This window comes from Streptomyces sp. M-16 (genome assembly GCF_052114405.1).
Taxonomy (GTDB): domain Bacteria; phylum Actinomycetota; class Actinomycetes; order Streptomycetales; family Streptomycetaceae; genus Streptomyces.
Genome location: NZ_JBFRER010000156.1, coordinates 1 through 15,415 on the forward strand (window position 1 = coordinate 1; position 15,415 = coordinate 15,415).

The 15,415-nt window shown below is 76.5% G+C and carries 13 protein-coding genes; 3 read left to right on the plus strand and 10 right to left on the minus strand.

The genetic code is table 11. The annotated features are described in order from the left end of the window. Window positions 1–110: 110 nt before the first annotated feature. From AB4039_RS38365 to AB4039_RS38385, 5 genes are all read right to left on the minus strand, one after another. On the minus strand, window positions 111–1,523 hold the full coding sequence (locus tag AB4039_RS38365; RefSeq protein ID WP_442272937.1) for an amidase: 1,413 nt from the start codon (window positions 1,521–1,523) through the stop codon (window positions 111–113). A 112-nt stretch (window positions 1,524–1,635) separates the two neighbouring features. Next, window positions 1,636–2,304 (minus strand): SUMF1/EgtB/PvdO family nonheme iron enzyme, encoded by a 669-nt coding sequence (locus AB4039_RS38370; RefSeq protein WP_266843726.1) that lies wholly within the window; start codon window positions 2,302–2,304, stop codon window positions 1,636–1,638. Window positions 2,305–2,364: 60 nt separating this feature from the next. After that, on the minus strand, window positions 2,365–3,519 hold the full coding sequence (locus AB4039_RS38375; RefSeq protein ID WP_442272938.1) for an MBL fold metallo-hydrolase: 1,155 nt from the start codon (window positions 3,517–3,519) through the stop codon (window positions 2,365–2,367). A 43-nt stretch (window positions 3,520–3,562) separates the two neighbouring features. Next, complete coding sequence (locus tag AB4039_RS38380; RefSeq protein WP_266844149.1) at window positions 3,563–4,822, minus strand: aminotransferase class I/II-fold pyridoxal phosphate-dependent enzyme; 1,260 nt, start codon at window positions 4,820–4,822, stop codon at window positions 3,563–3,565. 153 nt (window positions 4,823–4,975) lie between these two features. Continuing rightward, on the minus strand, window positions 4,976–5,548 hold the full coding sequence (locus AB4039_RS38385) for a TIGR03086 family metal-binding protein (protein ID WP_266843723.1): 573 nt from the start codon (window positions 5,546–5,548) through the stop codon (window positions 4,976–4,978). Window positions 5,549–5,804: 256 nt separating this feature from the next. Between AB4039_RS38385 and AB4039_RS38390 the strand changes: the two genes are divergently transcribed. Next, a complete protein-coding gene (locus AB4039_RS38390) occupies window positions 5,805–6,611 on the plus strand; it encodes a methyltransferase domain-containing protein (protein ID WP_266844147.1) in 807 nt (268 codons plus the stop codon). Window positions 6,612–6,706: 95 nt separating this feature from the next. After that, window positions 6,707–7,450 (plus strand): nucleotidyltransferase domain-containing protein, encoded by a 744-nt coding sequence (locus AB4039_RS38395; protein ID WP_442272939.1) that lies wholly within the window; start codon window positions 6,707–6,709, stop codon window positions 7,448–7,450. A gap of 141 nt (window positions 7,451–7,591) precedes the next feature. Here AB4039_RS38395 and AB4039_RS38400 read toward each other — a convergent pair whose 3' ends face one another. Beyond that, window positions 7,592–9,559, minus strand: a complete 1,968-nt coding sequence (locus AB4039_RS38400) for a DUF5107 domain-containing protein (protein ID WP_442272940.1) — start codon at window positions 9,557–9,559, stop codon at window positions 7,592–7,594. Window positions 9,560–9,623: 64 nt separating this feature from the next. After that, the gene (locus AB4039_RS38405; RefSeq protein ID WP_266843720.1) at window positions 9,624–10,217 is read right to left on the minus strand and encodes a GNAT family N-acetyltransferase; all 594 of its coding nucleotides are present in this window, start codon (window positions 10,215–10,217) and stop codon (window positions 9,624–9,626) included. Between the two features lie 34 nt (window positions 10,218–10,251). Here AB4039_RS38405 and AB4039_RS38410 point away from each other — a divergent pair, with 34 nt between their 5' ends. Then, on the plus strand, window positions 10,252–11,010 hold the full coding sequence (locus tag AB4039_RS38410; RefSeq protein WP_442272941.1) for a hypothetical protein: 759 nt from the start codon (window positions 10,252–10,254) through the stop codon (window positions 11,008–11,010). Between the two features lie 110 nt (window positions 11,011–11,120). Here AB4039_RS38410 and AB4039_RS38415 read toward each other — a convergent pair whose 3' ends face one another. The 3 genes from AB4039_RS38415 to AB4039_RS38425 are packed head-to-tail and all read right to left on the minus strand — an operon-like array spanning window position 11,121 to window position 15,304. Further along, window positions 11,121–13,112 (minus strand): prolyl oligopeptidase family serine peptidase, encoded by a 1,992-nt coding sequence (locus tag AB4039_RS38415; protein WP_442272942.1) that lies wholly within the window; start codon window positions 13,110–13,112, stop codon window positions 11,121–11,123. 13 nt (window positions 13,113–13,125) lie between these two features. Continuing rightward, window positions 13,126–14,469: a M20/M25/M40 family metallo-hydrolase gene (locus AB4039_RS38420; RefSeq protein WP_442272943.1), complete on the minus strand. Its 1,344-nt coding sequence runs from the start codon at window positions 14,467–14,469 to the stop codon at window positions 13,126–13,128. Window position 14,470: 1 nt separating this feature from the next. After that, window positions 14,471–15,304: a M55 family metallopeptidase gene (locus AB4039_RS38425; RefSeq protein WP_266843717.1), complete on the minus strand. Its 834-nt coding sequence runs from the start codon at window positions 15,302–15,304 to the stop codon at window positions 14,471–14,473. Between the last annotated feature and the right edge of the window lie 111 nt (window positions 15,305–15,415).

The following is a 15,415-nucleotide window of genomic DNA, read 5'->3' on the forward strand; positions in this document are numbered from 1 at the left end:
GGCCGGACGGGGCGGACCCGGCGGGTCCGTGAGCGCGTCCGGCCGGGCCTGCGGCGACGCCGGGCCCGTGCCCGCGAGGCGACGCCGGGCCCGCGCCCGCGGCGGGGCCGTCAGAGGGCCAGGCCGGGGATGCGGTGGGCCCACGGGCGGGCGGCTTCGAGCTGGGCACAGACCTGGAGGACGGTCGCCTCGTCGTGCTGCCGGCCCACCAGCTGGACGGCGAGCGGCAGTCCGTCCGTACCGAAGCCGGCCGGGAGGGAGGCGGCGGGGTTGCCTGTGACGTTCCACAGGGCCGTGTAGGCGATCATCGGGAGGGATCGCAGCATCGCCCCCGTCATGCCCGCGCCGTCCAGGGCACCCACCCGCCGCGGCCGCCGGGCGAGCGTCGGGGTGAGCAGCAGGTCGGCGCGGTCGAAGACGCGGTCGGCCCGTACCGCCATCCGCTCCCCCGCGCGCACGGCCCGCTCCACGGCCGCCTCGGGTACCAGCCGGGCGCACCGCAGGGTCTGCCGGGTGCGGCGTTCGAGCAGGTCGGGCCGGTCGGCGGTGCGGGCCTCCGCGCGGACGCCCCCGCAGAACTGCGGCAGGAACGCGGCCGTGGTGTCGGGGTAGCGGGGGTCGACCTCCCGTACGTCGTGGCCCAGTTCGCGCAGGGCCGCCACCGTCCGCCGCAGGGCCGCCACGTGTTCGGGGTGGGGGCGCACTCCGGGTACCGCGGGGGTGGCCGACCAGCCGATCCGGAGCCGGCCAGGCTCGGTGGAGGCCGCCCGCACGAAGCTCGTCGTGGCGGGCCGGGCCGCCCAGCGGTCGCCGGGGGCCGGGCCGGCGAGGACGTCGTAGAGCAGGGCGCTGTCGAGCACGGAGCGGGTGAGCGGTCCGATGGTGCCGAGGGCGTACCAGAGGTGGGGGTGCGGGGCCGTGGAGACGCGGCCGCGCTGCGGTTTGAGGGCGAAGAGCCCGCAGCAGGCGGCCGGGATGCGCAGGGATCCGCCGCCGTCCCCGCCGAGCGCGGCGCCGGCCAGTCCGGCGGCGACGGCGGCCGCACTGCCCCCGCTGGAGCCGCCGGTGGTGCGGGCCGTGTCCCAGGGGTTGCGGGCGTAGCCGTGCGCGGACGACTCCGTGAACGGCCACTGGCCGTACTCCGGCATCGCCGTCTTGCCGATGATCACGGCGCCGGCCGCCCGCAGCCGGCGGACCGCCTCGGAGTCCTTGGCGGCCGGGACGCGGTGGGCCGCGCCGCCGAACGTGGTGACCTCACCGGCGACGTCGAGCTCGTCCTTGACGGCGACGGGCACCCCGAGCAGGGGCAGGTCCCCCTCGCCGGCCGCACGGGCCGCGTCGCGGGCGTCGGCCTCGGCGAGGGCCGGCCCGGTGAGCACCGCGCGGAACGCCCCGAGCCGGGGGTCCAGGCGTTCGGTCCGCCGGAGCGCGGCCTCGGTCAGCGCCCGCGCGGTGACCTTCCCGGACCGTACGAGGTCGGCCTGCCGGGCCGCCCCCAGGAACAGCAGTTCGCCGTCGTCCACGTACGCGCCCCTCACAGTGGGTTGTGTGCCGGAACCGGCACGGTATGCCAGGCGGGGCCGGGTCCGACAGGGGGTCGACGGGGCCGGCTGCGGCGGGGCCGGTGCGGCGGGTTCAGGCCGCGCCGGAGCGGGCGAGGCGGAAGCCGACGTCGTCGACGCGGAAGGTGGGGTGGCTGCGGCGGCGGGCCGAGGCACGGCAGCTCCAGTGCTCGTCGAACCAGCCGCCGCCGCGCAGCACCCGGTAGGTGCCGTAGACCTCGGGGTCGTACAGGTCCCAGCACCAGTCCCAGACGTTGCCGAGCATGTCGTGCAGGCCCCAGGCGTTGGGGAGCTTGCCGCCCGCCTCGTGGAGGGTCTCGTCCGAGTTGCCGCGGTACCAGGCGATGTCGTCGAGCGGGCCGTGGCGCGGGCCGTCGGTGCCGGCGCGACAGGCGTGTTCCCATTCGGCCTCGGTGGGCAGCCGGTAGCCGTCGGCGGAGGTGTCCCATGCGGCGCTCTCGCCGTCGAGGCGGTAGGCGGGGGCGAGTCCCTCGCGCAGGGAGAGGGCGTTGCAGAAACGGACCGCGTCCCACCAGGAGACGCCCTCGACGGGCAGCCGGTCCCCGTGGACGGTGCTCGGGCGCAGACCGGTGACCCGCGCGTACAGCTCCTGGATGACGGGCAGGGCGGAGAGCCGACAGGGTTCGAGCGCGACCTGCCAGGTGCGCTGCGTCCGCCGGTCGGACAGGGTCACCCGCCCGCCGGGAATGGAGATCATCTTGATGCCCGTACCGAGGTCCATGAACAGGTGATCCTATCGGTACGGACCCCAACCGATCAGTCCGCGAACGCTGTTGGGGTCCTACGCGCCGCTCCGGAGGGCGGGGGCCGGGGCGTCGGGGGACGGCGGTGGGGGGCCGAGGGTGCGGGAGCCTCCGATGGGGAGGTCCCAGAGGTCCCGGCGGGGCAGCCCCGCGCGGGCCCAGGCGGCGCGGGCGCGGTGCAGGGGCTCCATGACCGGTTCCGCGGAGAGCACGAAGGTGGCCCAGTGCATGGGGGCCATCCGGCGGGCGCCGAGGTCGAGGCAGGCTCGGACGGCCTCCTCCGGGTCGGCGTGCACGTCGCGCAGCCACCAGCGCGGGGCGTAGGCCCCGATGGGCAGGAGCGCGAGGTCGATCCCCGGGTGGCGGCGGCCGATCTCGGCGAACCAGTGGCCGTAGCCGGTGTCCCCCGCGAAGTAGACCTTCCGGCCGCTCGCCGCGTCGGTCAGCACCCAGCCTCCCCACAGGGTGCGGCAGGTGTCCAGCAGCGAGCGCCGGGACCAGTGGTGGGCGGGAACGAAGTCGAAGCGTACGCCGCCCAGTTCGGCGGACTCCCACCAGTCGAGCTCGGTCACCCGGGTGAAGCCCCGGCGGCGGCACCAGCGGGCGAGGCCGGCCGGGACGAACAGGGCGGTGTCGCGGGGCAGCCGCTTGAGGGTCGGGGCGTCGAGGTGGTCGTAGTGGTTGTGGCTGATCACCACCGCGTCGACGGGCGGCAGTTCCTCCCAGCGCACCCCGACGGGCGTCATCCGGGCGGGGGTTCCCAGGATCCGGCGTGACCAGACGGGGTCGGTGAGCACGGTCAGCCCGCCGGTCCGCAGCACCCAGCTGGCGTGTCCGGCCCAGGTGACGCAGACGCCGCCGGGGGCGGGGGCGGGCAGCGGGGCGGGCGCGTACGGCAGGTCGGGGATACCGCTCAGCCCGTCGGGGCCCGGGCGGAAGGCACCCTCGCGGGCCAGCCGGGCGAAGGCCCGGACACCGGGGAGCGGGGTCGTCAGCCGGTCCGCGAAGGAACGCGGCCACGCCCGCCGTTCCCCGGGCGGCCGGGACCGGCGATCGCCCGCCGACGCGGGGGCGGGGCCCGGCGGGAGCGCGGACGCGGGGACGGCCGGAGGCGGGGACGCGGGGACGGCGGAAGGCTGGGCGGGTGGGGGTGTGGGGGCGGGCGGCGCGGGGGCGTCCGTCTGGTCCCTCATCGAGGAGTCTCCGTTCAGCTCGGCCGGTGCGAGCGGGGGAAGGTCAGTCGGCCAGCCCGGCGAGCACCGACCCGAGCCGGTCCAGCGCGCCCCGGACGTGCGGCAGCCCCAGCGGGTCGCGGGCGCCGAGCGTGGCGAGCCGTTCCTCCGGGGTGGCCCCCAGCAGCGGCCCTGTCGACAGCCGCACGCGCAGCGCGCCCAGGTCGTCCGCGAACCGCTGCCCGCCGGGTGTCGGCGCGCCCAGCCGGGCGCCGAGCCAGTCCTCCAGCTCCATCGCGTCGCCGACACCGTGCCGGGCCAGCCCGGCGCGCAGCGGGTTCAGGTCCGCGTACAGGTGCCGCCCGGCCTGCGGGGGCCGGGCGAGCGCCCCTACGGCCAGCAGTTCCCGGTGCGCGGCGGCGGCGACCGCGCCGTGCATCGCGGCGGCCGCGTACGCCCGCCCGGCGACGGCGTCGGGTTCGTCGAGCGCGTGCGCGGCGGCTCCCGCGACCGGCCCGGCGACCAGGGCTCCGGTGGCGGTGAGGACGTCGAGGGTGCGGGCCCTGAGCCAGGTGCCCCTCGGGGTGCCGGGGAAACGGAGCACGGCGGCGGGCCAGCCGGCCGGCAGCAGCGATCCGGCCAGGTCCATCAGGACGGCGGCCTGTTCGGGGAGCATCTCGGCGGGGCTCAGCACCAGGGTGTCGTAGGGCCGGTGCACGGTGTCGCGCCAGCTCTCGTCGCTGACCACGAACAGCCCGGCCGACTCCGCCGCCTCGCAGGCCTCCCGCACCATCTCGGGCGGCGGCACCGTGGCGGTGGGGTCGTCGGCCACCGACAGCAGCAGGACGCGCGGGTCGCCGCCCTCGGCCCGGACCCGTCGGACGGTCTCCAGCAGCGCGTAGGGGTCGGGGATGCCGCCGCACTCCGCGGGGGTGGGCACGTGGTAGGCCCGGCGTCCCAGCAGCCGGACCTGCGGCGTCCACCAGGCGGGACACGGCCGGGGCAGCATGACGTCGCCGCCGTACGCGCCGAGCAGGGCCAGCAGGAGGGCGGGGGCGCCGGGCCCCGCGGCCACGTTCTCGGGGGCGGTGGCGAGCCCGCGCCGGGCCCAGTGCCGGCAGGCCGCCTCGTGGACGGCCTCGCCGCCGCCCGGGGGTTCGGGGGCGGCCCGGCCGGCCGCGTCCGCGAGCACGGCGGTCAGCTCCGGCAGGACGGGCAGGCCGGGCTGCGGCGCGGGAGGACCGTAGCGGACCGGACCGCGTCCCCGCGCGGCCGAGCGCCAGTCCCCGGAGACCCCGGGCACCCCGGCCGGCCCGTCCGCCATCCCCACCACGTGTCCGCCTCCCGCCGCTGCCACCGCCACTGAAGCCGTCGCCGTCGCCGCTGAACGATCAACTCTGACCTTTATACGATTAATCGCCCCACTATGCCCGCCGGCCGCGTGCCCGCCGACCGCGTGCCCGCCGGCCGCGCGCGCTCAGCCGCGCCTCCCGGTCATGGCCAGCAGCCGCGTCTGCGCGTCCGCCCCGGCGGGCACGTCCAGCGGCGCGGCGAACATGCCGCTCGCCGCGAGGCTGTCCGCGTAGGGCATGACCTCCTTGATCGCGAACTCCACCAGCCCGTCCGGCAGCCGGTCGTCCGCACCGATCGCCCGCGCGAGGTCCCAGGTGTGCACGACGCAGTCGGTGATCAGCTCCGAGCAGTACGCCGACCCGCGCGTGGGCCCGTACGAGAGCGCGACGGTCCGCTCCAGCGCACCCGGCGCGGCGAAGGCGGCGCTCGCTCCGGCCGCCGCCCGGTCCCAGGCGGCCGCCGGGTCCGCACCGAGCAGGTCGCCGGCGAGCGCGTCGCCGACCTCCGCGACCGTGCGGCCCTCGGTGAGCAGGGGCGGGACCCAGCGCTGCTCGCCGGTGACGTGGTTGACCAGGTCCCGCACGTTCCATTCGGTGCAGGGGGTCGGCGCGTCCCACTGGGCGTCCGCGACCTCCCGTACGCGCTCGCCGAACAGCCGCAGCGCCGCGGCGTGCTGTTCGAGCAGCGTCTCCGGCATGGATCTCACCGTCCTCCGCGGTCGGGTCCCCCTGGGGCCCACTGTCCTCGCCCCTGCCTTTCCCTGCCACCGACCCGCCCAATCCCCTTGGAACACAAGGATGGTGTCCATATGTCAAAACGGTCATCTCAGATTCTGATCGAGCCGCTACCGTGATCATCACGCTTCGACGAAGAGGGGTGCAGCCATGAACGACACGCACGGGACCCACGAACCGCACGAACCGCACGAGCCCCGCGAGCCCCGCGAGCCCCGCATGAGCGCCGTCTACACGCACGGCCACCACGAGTCCGTCCTGCGCTCCCACCGCTGGCGCACCGCGGCCAACTCGGCGGCCTACCTCATCCCCGCACTGCGTCCGGGCATGCACGTGCTGGACGTGGGCTGCGGACCGGGCACCATCACGGCGGACCTGGCGCGGCTGGTGGCCCCGGGCGGCCGGGTCACGGCGGTCGACGCGGCGGCGGACGTCCTGGAGCAGGCGGGTGCCCACGTGCGCGAACACGGGCCGGCCGGGGCCGTCGACTTCGCCGTCGCGGACGTCCACGCGCTGGACTTCCCCGACGACTCCTTCGACGTGGTCCACGCCCACCAGGTGCTGCAGCACGTCGGCGATCCGGTACGGGCCCTGCGCGAGATGCGGCGGGTCTGCCGCCCCGGCGGGATCGTGGCCGTGCGCGACGCCGACTACGCGGCGATGACCTGGTACCCGGCCTCCCCGGTCCTCGACGAATGGCAGGCCCTGTACCGCCGGGTCGCCCGCGCCAACGGCGGGGAACCGGACGCCGGGCGGCGGCTGCGCGCCTGGGCGCGGGAGGCGGGGTTCACGGACGTGACCTGCTCGGCCACGGCCTGGTGCTACGCGACTGCGGAGGAGACCACCTGGTGGTCGGCGCTGTGGGCGGACCGTACGACGGCCTCCGCGTACGCGGACATCGCGGTCCGGGGCGGCCACGCGACGGCCTCCGGCCTGGGCTCCATCGCCGAGGCCTGGCACGCCTGGGGCGCCCACCCCGACGCCTGGTTCTCCGTCCTGAACGGCGAACTGCTGTGCCGGGTCTGACGGGTGTCCCGCGCCGGGACGGGGCACGGGGCCACGGGGTGGGCGGCGCGGAACGCCGTTGATCACGAGCGACGGGCCGTGGCACCCTGACCGCCATGACCACCGACCCCGTCGACCAGGCGCGACGTCTCACCCGTGACCTTTTCCCCGACGCGACGGCCGTCGTCCTCGCCGGGTCCACGGCGTCCGGACGGGCCACCGCGCTCAGCGACCTCGACATCGCCGTGCTGATCGGGGACGGGGGCGAGACCTACCGCGAGACGCTCCGCTTCGAGGGCCGGGTCGTGGAGCTCTTCGTCCACACCCCCACCGGCCTCGCGGAGCTCTTCGCGGCGGACGTCGCCGCCCGCCGCGGGGTGCTGCAGAGCATGTACGCCACGGGTCTCGTACTCGCCGACACGGACGGCGCTGCCGGGCGGGCCCGTGCCCTCGCCGAGGCGGACCTGCGCGCGGGGCCTCCCGCGCTGGACCCGGCAACCGTCGAGACGAAGCGGTACGGGCTGACGGACGCCCTGGACGACCTCGCCGACGCGGGCGACCGGAGCGAACGCCTCACGGTGGCCGGCGTCGCGTTCGACGCCGCGGCCGACCTGCTCCTCGACCACCACCGCGCCTGGACCGGCACCGGGAAGTGGCTGCCGCGACGCCTGCTCCGGGCGGACCCGCGGCTCGGCGCGGCCCTCCTCGACGGGCACCTGCGCGCGGCCGGGTCGGGTGATCCGGCCCCGCTCGCCGAGGCGGCGTCGGAGGTCCTCGGCCTGACCGGCGGGCCCCTGCGCGAGGGGTACCGCCGGACCTGGCGCGGCACCATCGACTCGATCGCCGCCGCCGGCCGCTGAGGGCCGACCGCTGACGGCCGGCCTCTGACAGCCGCCTCTGACCACCGGGAACCACCGCCCCGGCACCACCGGCCGGGCACCGGGGCGTGCCGGCCGTCGAGCGCCCCGGCCACCCCGCCACGCGGCAACGCGGCCTCCCGGCTACCCCGGCGGCCGCATGCGGAAGTCGTAGGCCGCGGGCAGGGGGGCGTCCGTGAGGGTGGACCAGATCTCCGAAAGGGTCTCCTCGCCCTCCCGCAGGTCGGGCAGTTCGAAGCCGTCCTCGAAGACCCGGCGGGCGGCGCCCACGTGCCCTTCGGCCGCCAGCAACCGCGCGGCGAGCAGCCGGAACCGCCCCTGCTCCCGCAGCACGGGCCGCAGCCGGTCCCAGACCGCGCGGGCCGCCGCCAGGCGTCCGGCGGCGAGCAGCGCGGTCATCGCCTCCCGCCCCAGCGCGGACTCGGCGGCCTCCCAGCGCTCGCCGCCCCGGCTCTCCCCCGCCAGGTCCTCGAAGGCCTCCGCGTACCGGTCGGCGGACCGTTCCCGGTCCCCGGCCAGCGCGTCGGCCACCGCGAGGGCGCGCAGCAGCGGCCAACGGGAGGGCGCCAGCGCCAGCCCGCGCTCCCAGCTGCGCACGGCCTGGGCGGTGTCGCCCGCGTGCCACTGGGCCACGCCCAGGTGGTACTCGGTCAGCGGGTCGGCCGGGGCGGTCTCCAGCATGTCCCGCCAGTGCGGCGCGACCAGCGCCGGCCCCGGCGGCACCACCTTGCGCGGGGTGGGGAAGACCCCGCTGCGCCACAGCTCCAGCCAGGGCCGCTGTTCCTCCCCCAGGGTGGACTCCGGGAAGGGGGTGCCGGGGAGCTTGAAGCCCCCGCACAGCACCTCCAGCGCGCCCCAGCCCGAGCCTTCGGCCAGCCGCTCCCCCGGTTCGGTGTCGGCGTGCCCGCGCCACGCCCCGTAGGCGGCCTCCAGCGCCTCGGCCGGCAGCGCGGCGTCAAGGGCCGCCGAGGCCGCACCGCGGGCCGCCGCCCAGTCGGCGCCGTGGACCGCCGACGGCTCCGCCGAGAGCGGCCCGTACGCCTCCATCCAGGCGAACTCCGCCCCGGCCTCCAGACGTACGTGTTCCAGCTGGGTCCGGGCCAGCCCGGCCTGGATCTCGGCGTAGCCGCCGGTGCCCGGCGCGGTGAGCCATTCCTGCCAGCGCCGGCCGCCCGCGCCGGCGCCCCACACGAACAGCTTGCGGCCGCGCAGCCGCCTGGTGGAGGCCTGCGCCAGGCCGTGCCCGTCCGCGTCGAGGGAGGCGATCCAGGGCCGGGCCGCGTCCTGGACCTCGTAGAAGAAGTCCGCCGGGTGGGCGCTGTTCAGCGGGTACGTGCGGTCGGCGTCCTCCCAGCGCGGCACGGGGATCCGGCGCAGCGCACGCTCGTACCCGAAGTGCCAGGCCTCCTCGGCGGGTGCGAGCACGCGGCGGCCCGGCTCCTCCGGAACGGCGGTGTTGGACCACCAGTACACGGGGACGGGCCGCTCGTGCGGGTTGCGCACGCGGACGCCGACGTGGAGGAAGTCCGCGTCGGCGGGCAGCCACAGGTCCACCTGGAAGGGCAGGTCGCGCAGCCGCTCCCACTCCCACAGCCGCACCATCACGCCGCCGTCGGGGGCGGGGACGAGCGCGGCGTGCAGGGGGGCACAGGACAGGGTGGTGTGTCCGGTGGCGCCGATGTTCCACTCGATGCCACCGGAGAACCAGGCGCCGTTGAGGGCGAAGTTGGCGGGCTGGAACACCGGGTTCCGGTAGAGGAGTTCGCGTCCGGTGGGGAGGTGGACGAGGGAGTGGACCCGCCCGCCCAGCCCCGGCAGCACCGTGACGCGCAGGCGGCCGTTGTCGATGACGACCGCCTCGAACTCCCGCTCCGCGCGCTCGCGTCCGTAGCCGTCGCGGACGTGCACCGGAAGCAGCGAGCGCAGCGGCTCGTGGCCGACCTGGCGGGCCATGTCGCGCGGCAGTCCGTGGCGCGAGCGCTCGTCCAGTTCGTGCACCGCGTCGGGCGCGCGCAGGGCGGGGAGGGGGTTGTCGGGTCCCAACGGGGCTGCCGGGAGGGTCAGTAGGGCACGTCGGACGGTGGTGGCCATGAGGGAATGGAACACGCCGTCCCGGCCGGTGCACAGGGGTTCCGCGCATCACCACCGGTCAGGATTACGCAAAGGAGCCCGTGGCCGGTCCGGCGGTCCGCGGGGTCGCACACATGTCCGCCGTCACGGCCCAGCGTTCGTGGTCCCGCCAGGCTCCGGCCACGTGGAGGAAGTCCGGCGAGAGCCCCTCCAGACGGAAGCCGCGCCCCCGGACGAGGGCGATGGAGGCGGCGTTGCCCGGCTGGACGTTCGCCTCCAGGCGGTGCAGCCCGAGGCCGCCGCCCTCCTGCGGGGCGAAGGCGTGGGCGAGGACCAGGTCGAGGGCTTCGCCCAGGAGTCCGCGACCGGCGGCGTGCGCGAAGGCCCCGTAGCCCAGGGCGCCGCAGCGGAAGGCGCCGAGGACGATGTTGTTGATGTTGACGAAGCCCGCGAGGGCTCCGGTGGCGCGTTCGCGGACGAGGAATCCGGCCCGCCCCTCGCCGCCGGCCAGCCGGGCGGCGTAGGGCTCGTACTCCTCCACCGTGGTGGGCGGGAACAGCCAGGGCTCGTGCAGGTCGCGGCTCTCGCGGGCGCGGGCGGTGAACTCGGGTCCGTCGGCGGGGCGGTAGGGGGCGAGGCCGACCCGGGGGCCCGTCACGAGGTACGTAGGAAAGGGCATCGCCCCAGGTTACGAGGTGTGGCAGTATCCCGGTGTGATCATCGCCCCCCGGAATTGCGAAACCGGCGGCACCGCGGCCCTGGTGCTCGCGGCGGCCCGCAACAACGCCGAGTGGGTCGCGGCCGTCTGCCGCGACGGAGCCTTCTCCGGCTCCGTATGGAGCAGCGCGCGGCGCACCCCGCCGCTCTACCCCGACGCGGTCTCCCTCACCCCGGAGGCCTCGGCGCAGGACGTGGTGGCCGGGATCGACACCGGCTCCCCCGGCTGCTCGGTCAAGGACAGCTTCGCCTCGCTGGACCTGGCCCCGGCCGGCTTCGAGGTGCTGTTCGAGGCGCAGTGGATCCACCGCCCGGCCGGGCCGGCCGGGCCGGCGGCCCCGGGCACGGAGTGGTCCGAGGTCCGGACCGCCACGGAGCTGGGCGCCTGGGAGGCGGCCTGGGACGGTGGGGCGAGCACCGGGCTGTTCCACGCGGACCTGCTCGCCCGGGACCTCGTCTTCCTCGCGGGCCGCTCCGGGGGGCGGATCGTGGCGGGGGCCGTCGCGAGCGCCGGGGGCGGCGTCGTCGGCGTGTCCAACCTCTTCACGGCGGACGGGGCGCACGGGGCGGACGCCGACCCGGACGCGGCGGACGCGGCGGTCGCCGCGGCCTGGGCGGCCGTCCTGGAGGCCGTCGCGGCCCGCTGGCCCGGCCTGCCGGTGGTGGGGTACGAGCACGGGGAGGACCTCGACGCCGCCGTGCGCGCCGGGTTCACCCCGATCGGCCCGCTGCGCGTCTGGCTGCACACCACCTGATCCGGCGAGCACGCCCACGCGGCCGGGGGTGAGCAGGGCGCGGCCCCCGCGGCCGTCCTTCGGCGCGAGGCGGGTCACGGCCCCGTGATCGCCCGCACCGGCCGCGGGGGTCAGCCGTGCAGGGCCAGACGGGGGACGTCGTCCCGCTCGAACCCGAAGACCTGCGCGTACAGGGACAACTCCGCCTCCAGCGCCCGCACCATCGTCTCCGCGCGCCGGAAGCCGTGCCCCTCGCCCTCGAAGGCGACGTACGCGTGCGGCACGCCGCGCCCGCGCAGCGCGGCCAGCAGCCGTTCGGCCTGGGCCGGCGGGCAGACCGGGTCGTCCAGGCCCTGGAGCAGCACGAAGGGCGCGGCGATCCGGTCGGCGCGGGCCACCGGGGAGCGCTCGCGGCAGCGCACGGCCAGGGTCCGCGGCGGTCCGGCGAGACCGTCCACGTAGCGCGATTCCAGGTCGTGGGTCTCGGCGGCGAAACCCCGCAGGTCCAGGACGGGGTAGACGATCGCCGCGCAGGCGTACAGGTCGGTGGCGGCGAGCGAGGCCGCCGCCGTCCAGCCGCCCGCGCTGCCGCCGCGGATGGCGAGCCGGCCGGGGTCGGCGGTGCCCTCGGCGGCCAGGGCGCGGGCGACGGCGGCGCAGTCCTCGACGTCGACCACGCCCCACTGCTCGCGCAGCCGCTCGCGGTAGGCGCGGCCGTAGCCGGTGGAGCCGCCGTAGTTGACCTCGACGACGCCGATGCCGCGCGAGGTGAAGTAGGCGATGTGCAGGTCGAGCACGGGCGGCACGTGGTCGGTGGGGCCGCCGTGCGCCCACACCACGTACGGGGGCAGTTCGTCGGCGGGGGCCCGCCGGGCGGGGTGGTGCGGCGGGTACACGTGGGCGTGGATCTCCCGGCCGCCCGGGCCGGGGAAGGTCCTGGTCTGCGGTTCCGGGTAGTGGGCGGGGTCGACCGGGTCCGTGGCGCGGGCGCCGGCCACCCGGGTGTGGCCGGTCACGGTGTCGAGTTCGACGACCTCGTAGCCGCTGCGGGGACTCGCGGCGACCCCGTAGACGCGGGTGCCGCTGACGGCCAGCGCGGGCTGCCAGGCGGTCCAGGGGCCGGCCGCGTCGACCAGGTGGCCGCTGTCCGGGTCGAGGATGCCGAGGACGGCGGCGCCCTGGCCGTGCAGGACGGCGATCAGCCGGTCGGGCAGCGGGGCGATCCAGCTCAGGCCGGGTTTCCACAACGCGCCGCCGAACTCCTCCTCACGGGGGCAGATGTTGACGGCCGCTCCGCCGTCCGGGTCCACCCGGTACGGGTTCCACCAGCCGCTGCGGTCGCTCACCGCGAGCAGGGCCCCGTCGGACGCCCACGCCACCTGGGCCACGGCCTCCTCGGGGCCGCCGAGGACGGTGCGGGGGGCGGTGAGGGTGCCGTCGGGGGTGATGTCGGCGAGTTGGAGTTCGGTGCCGTCCCAGGGCATCCGGGGGTGGTCCCACACCAGCCAGGCCGCCCGCCGGCCGTCCGGGGAGAGCCTGGGGCCGGTCCGGAAGCGGTGGCGGTCGTCGGTGAGTTCCCGTACGGCGGCCCGGTCCTCGGCGGCCGATCCGTCGAGCGGGACGGCGGCCGTGACCCGGCGCACGTCGGTGGGCCCGGGGCCGGTGAACTCCTCCAGCACGCACCAGACCTCGGCGCCCCGCAGCACCGGGTCGGCCCAGCGCAGGCCGCCGCCGACCGGGGAGAGGGGGGTGAGGGGACGGGGGCCCGGGCTCGCGGGCGCGTCGGGCTCGTACGCGTACAGCCGCTGGTCGCCGTGGTGGACGAACACCACGAGCGGTCCCCCCGAGGGCCGCCCGGCGCCCGCCCAGGGCAGGCCCCCGTATTCGGTGAGGCGGCTGCGCACGTTCCACGGCGCGGGCAGCACCGAGCGGGCGGCGCGGCCGTCGGCGGGCCGGCGCACCAGGGTCCGGCGACCGCCCTCACCGGGGCGGGGCTCGGTCCACCACACCTCGTCGCCGACGGTCCCCAGGTACTCGGGGCGGCCGTCGTGGGCGGCTGCGAGGGCGGCGGCGATCGGCGAGGGCCAGCTGCCGTAGGGGCCGTCGGAGGCGGGCGGAGCCATCAACGGGTGCCCCTCACAGGGTCCGCAGCGCGCGGTCGAGGACGCGGACGCCGAAGTGGAGGGCGTCGACGGGGACCCGCTCGTCGACGCCGTGGAAGAGGGCCCAGTAGTCGAAGCCGGGCGGCAGCTTGAGCGGGGAGAAGCCGTAGCCGGTGATGCCGAGGCGGGAGAACTGTTTGGCGTCGGTGCCGCCGGCCATGCAGAAGGGGACCACGTGCCCGTCGGGGTCGAAGTGTTCGACGGCCTCGCGCAGGATGCCGTAGGTCCGCCCGTCCACGGGGGCTTCGAGGGCGACCTCGCGGTGGTGGAACTCCCAGTCGACGTGGGGCCCGGTGAGCGCGTCGAGGGTGGCGGCGAACTCGGCTTCGCCGCCGGGCAGCGTGCGCCCGTCGACGTACGCGGTGGCGTGTCCGGGGACGACGTTGAGCTTGTAACCGGCTTCCAGCATGGTCGGGTTGGCGCTGTTGCGGACCGTGGCCTCCACCAGTGCGCCGGACGGGCCCAGCTTGCCGAGGACGGCGTCGAGATCGAAACCGGGGGCGCGGGGATCCACCGACAGGCCCTGGAGGGAGGCGAGTTCGGTGATGCAGGCGGCGACCGTGCCGGTGAGCCGGACCGGCCACTCGTGTTCGCCGATGCGGGCGACGGCGGCGGCGAGCCGGCTGACGGCGTTGGCCTTGTTGGGCTTGGAGCCGTGTCCGGTGGTGCCGTGCGCGGTGAGCTTCAGCCAGGCGGTGCCGCGTTCGCCGGCCGCGATGGGGTAGAGGGAGCGGCCCGGCCCGGTGTGCAGGGTGAAGGCTCCGGACTCGCCGATGCCCTCCGTGCACCCCTCGAAGAGGTGCGGGTGCCGGTCGGCGAGGAAAYCCGATCCGTCGACGGCGCTGTCCTCCTCGTCGGCGGTGTAGGCGATCACGATGTCCCGGCGCGGCCGTACGCCGTGGCGCGCCCAGGCCCGTACGACGGCCAGCACCATCGCGTCCATGTTCTTCATGTCGACCGCTCCGCGGCCCCAGACCACGCCGTCGCGGACCTCCCCGGAGAAGGGGTCCACGCTCCAGTCGGCGGCCTGGGCGGGAACCACGTCGAGGTGGCCGTGGACGAGGAGGGCGGGCGCGGTGGGGTCGGTGCCCTCGACGCGGGCCACCACGTTGGTCCGGCCCGGGGCGCGTTCCAGCAGGGCCGGCTCCAGTCCGGCGCCGGCGAGACGTTCCGCGACGTATTCGGCGGCGGGCCGCTCGCGGCAGTCGCCGCCGCCCCGGTTGCCGGTGTCGATCCGGATCAGGTCGGAGGTGAAGCCGACGGCCTCCTCGAAGGCCGTCGCGTCGAGCGCGCCGTTTGCGCCGTCCACCCATCGCATGTCAGCCATACTGCTCCTCCACGGCCGCGGAGACGACCGTCGTGACGGCTTTGAAGGTCCGGATCCCCTCGTACATGGTCCCACTGGTGTACGCGATCCGGCGTTCGGCGCAGCGTTCGACCCCGGGAACCACGGTGGCGGCCATCGACAGGTGTTCGGCGTCGAACTCCACCTCCACCGCGAACGGGCCGCCCCGTACCGGCTCGTGGCGGACGGCGAGGGCGACCGCCTCGGCGGCGGCGGCCCGGATGTCGGCGGCGGTGCGGGCCGGGGTGCGGCAGACGGCGGCGTAGCGCGAGACGTGGTCCTTGACGGCGACGGTGCGCGCGTCGGGGGCGTAGGCGGCGGCGTCGGCGCAGGTCAGATCGTCGCCGGTGACCAGGATGACGGGGACCCCGTACTCGGCGACGACGTGGGCGTTGAGCAGTCCCTCGCTGGCGCGCAGGCCGTTGAGCCAGACCCCGGTGATGGAGTTGGCGAGGTAGGTGTGGGCGAGGACCCCCTCGGCGCCGGCGCCCGTGTGGTAGCCGACGAAGGCGATGCCGTCGACGTCCCCGTGCTGCACGCCCTCGACCATGGAGAGGGACTTGTGGCGGCCGGTGAGCATCTCGGCGCGGGCGTCGAGCCGCTCCAGCAGCAGGTTGCGCATGGTCCAGTGGGCCTCGTTGACGAGGACCCGGTCGGCGCCTCCGTCGTAKAGGCCGAGCACGGCGGCGTTCACGTCGGAGGTGAACATGGCCCGGCAGCGCTCCCACTGGGCGGTCCCGGGCAGTACGTCGGCGGGCCAGGTGACGCCGGTGGCGCCTTCCATGTCGGCGGAGATGAGGATCTTCATCGTGCCCCCGGTGGGTCGGGTCGCGGAGGGCCCCACCCTAGCCGCCCGGCCCCCTGCGGTCCCGGGGGCCACGCCCGGGAGGGCGGCGCCGGGCGGGCCGGCCCTCGGGCC

Bases quoted from the DNA above. Each gene is read 5' to 3' on its own strand.
- AB4039_RS38370 (WP_266843726.1), bottom strand. From the start codon at position 2,304: ATGGACCTCGGTACGGGCATCAAGATGATCTCCATTCCCGGCGGGCGG.
- AB4039_RS38375 (WP_442272938.1), bottom strand. From the start codon at position 3,519: ATGAGGGACCAGACGGACGCCCCCGCGCCGCCCGCCCCCACACCCCCA.
- AB4039_RS38380 (WP_266844149.1), bottom strand. From the start codon at position 4,822: ATGGCGGACGGGCCGGCCGGGGTGCCCGGGGTCTCCGGGGACTGGCGC.
- AB4039_RS38385 (WP_266843723.1), bottom strand. From the start codon at position 5,548: ATGCCGGAGACGCTGCTCGAACAGCACGCCGCGGCGCTGCGGCTGTTC.
- AB4039_RS38390 (WP_266844147.1), top strand. From the start codon at position 5,805: ATGAGCGCCGTCTACACGCACGGCCACCACGAGTCCGTCCTGCGCTCC.
- AB4039_RS38395 (WP_442272939.1), top strand. From the start codon at position 6,707: ATGACCACCGACCCCGTCGACCAGGCGCGACGTCTCACCCGTGACCTT.
- AB4039_RS38400 (WP_442272940.1), bottom strand. From the start codon at position 9,559: ATGGCCACCACCGTCCGACGTGCCCTACTGACCCTCCCGGCAGCCCCG.
- AB4039_RS38405 (WP_266843720.1), bottom strand. From the start codon at position 10,217: ATGCCCTTTCCTACGTACCTCGTGACGGGCCCCCGGGTCGGCCTCGCC.
- AB4039_RS38415 (WP_442272942.1), bottom strand. From the start codon at position 13,112: ATGGCTCCGCCCGCCTCCGACGGCCCCTACGGCAGCTGGCCCTCGCCG.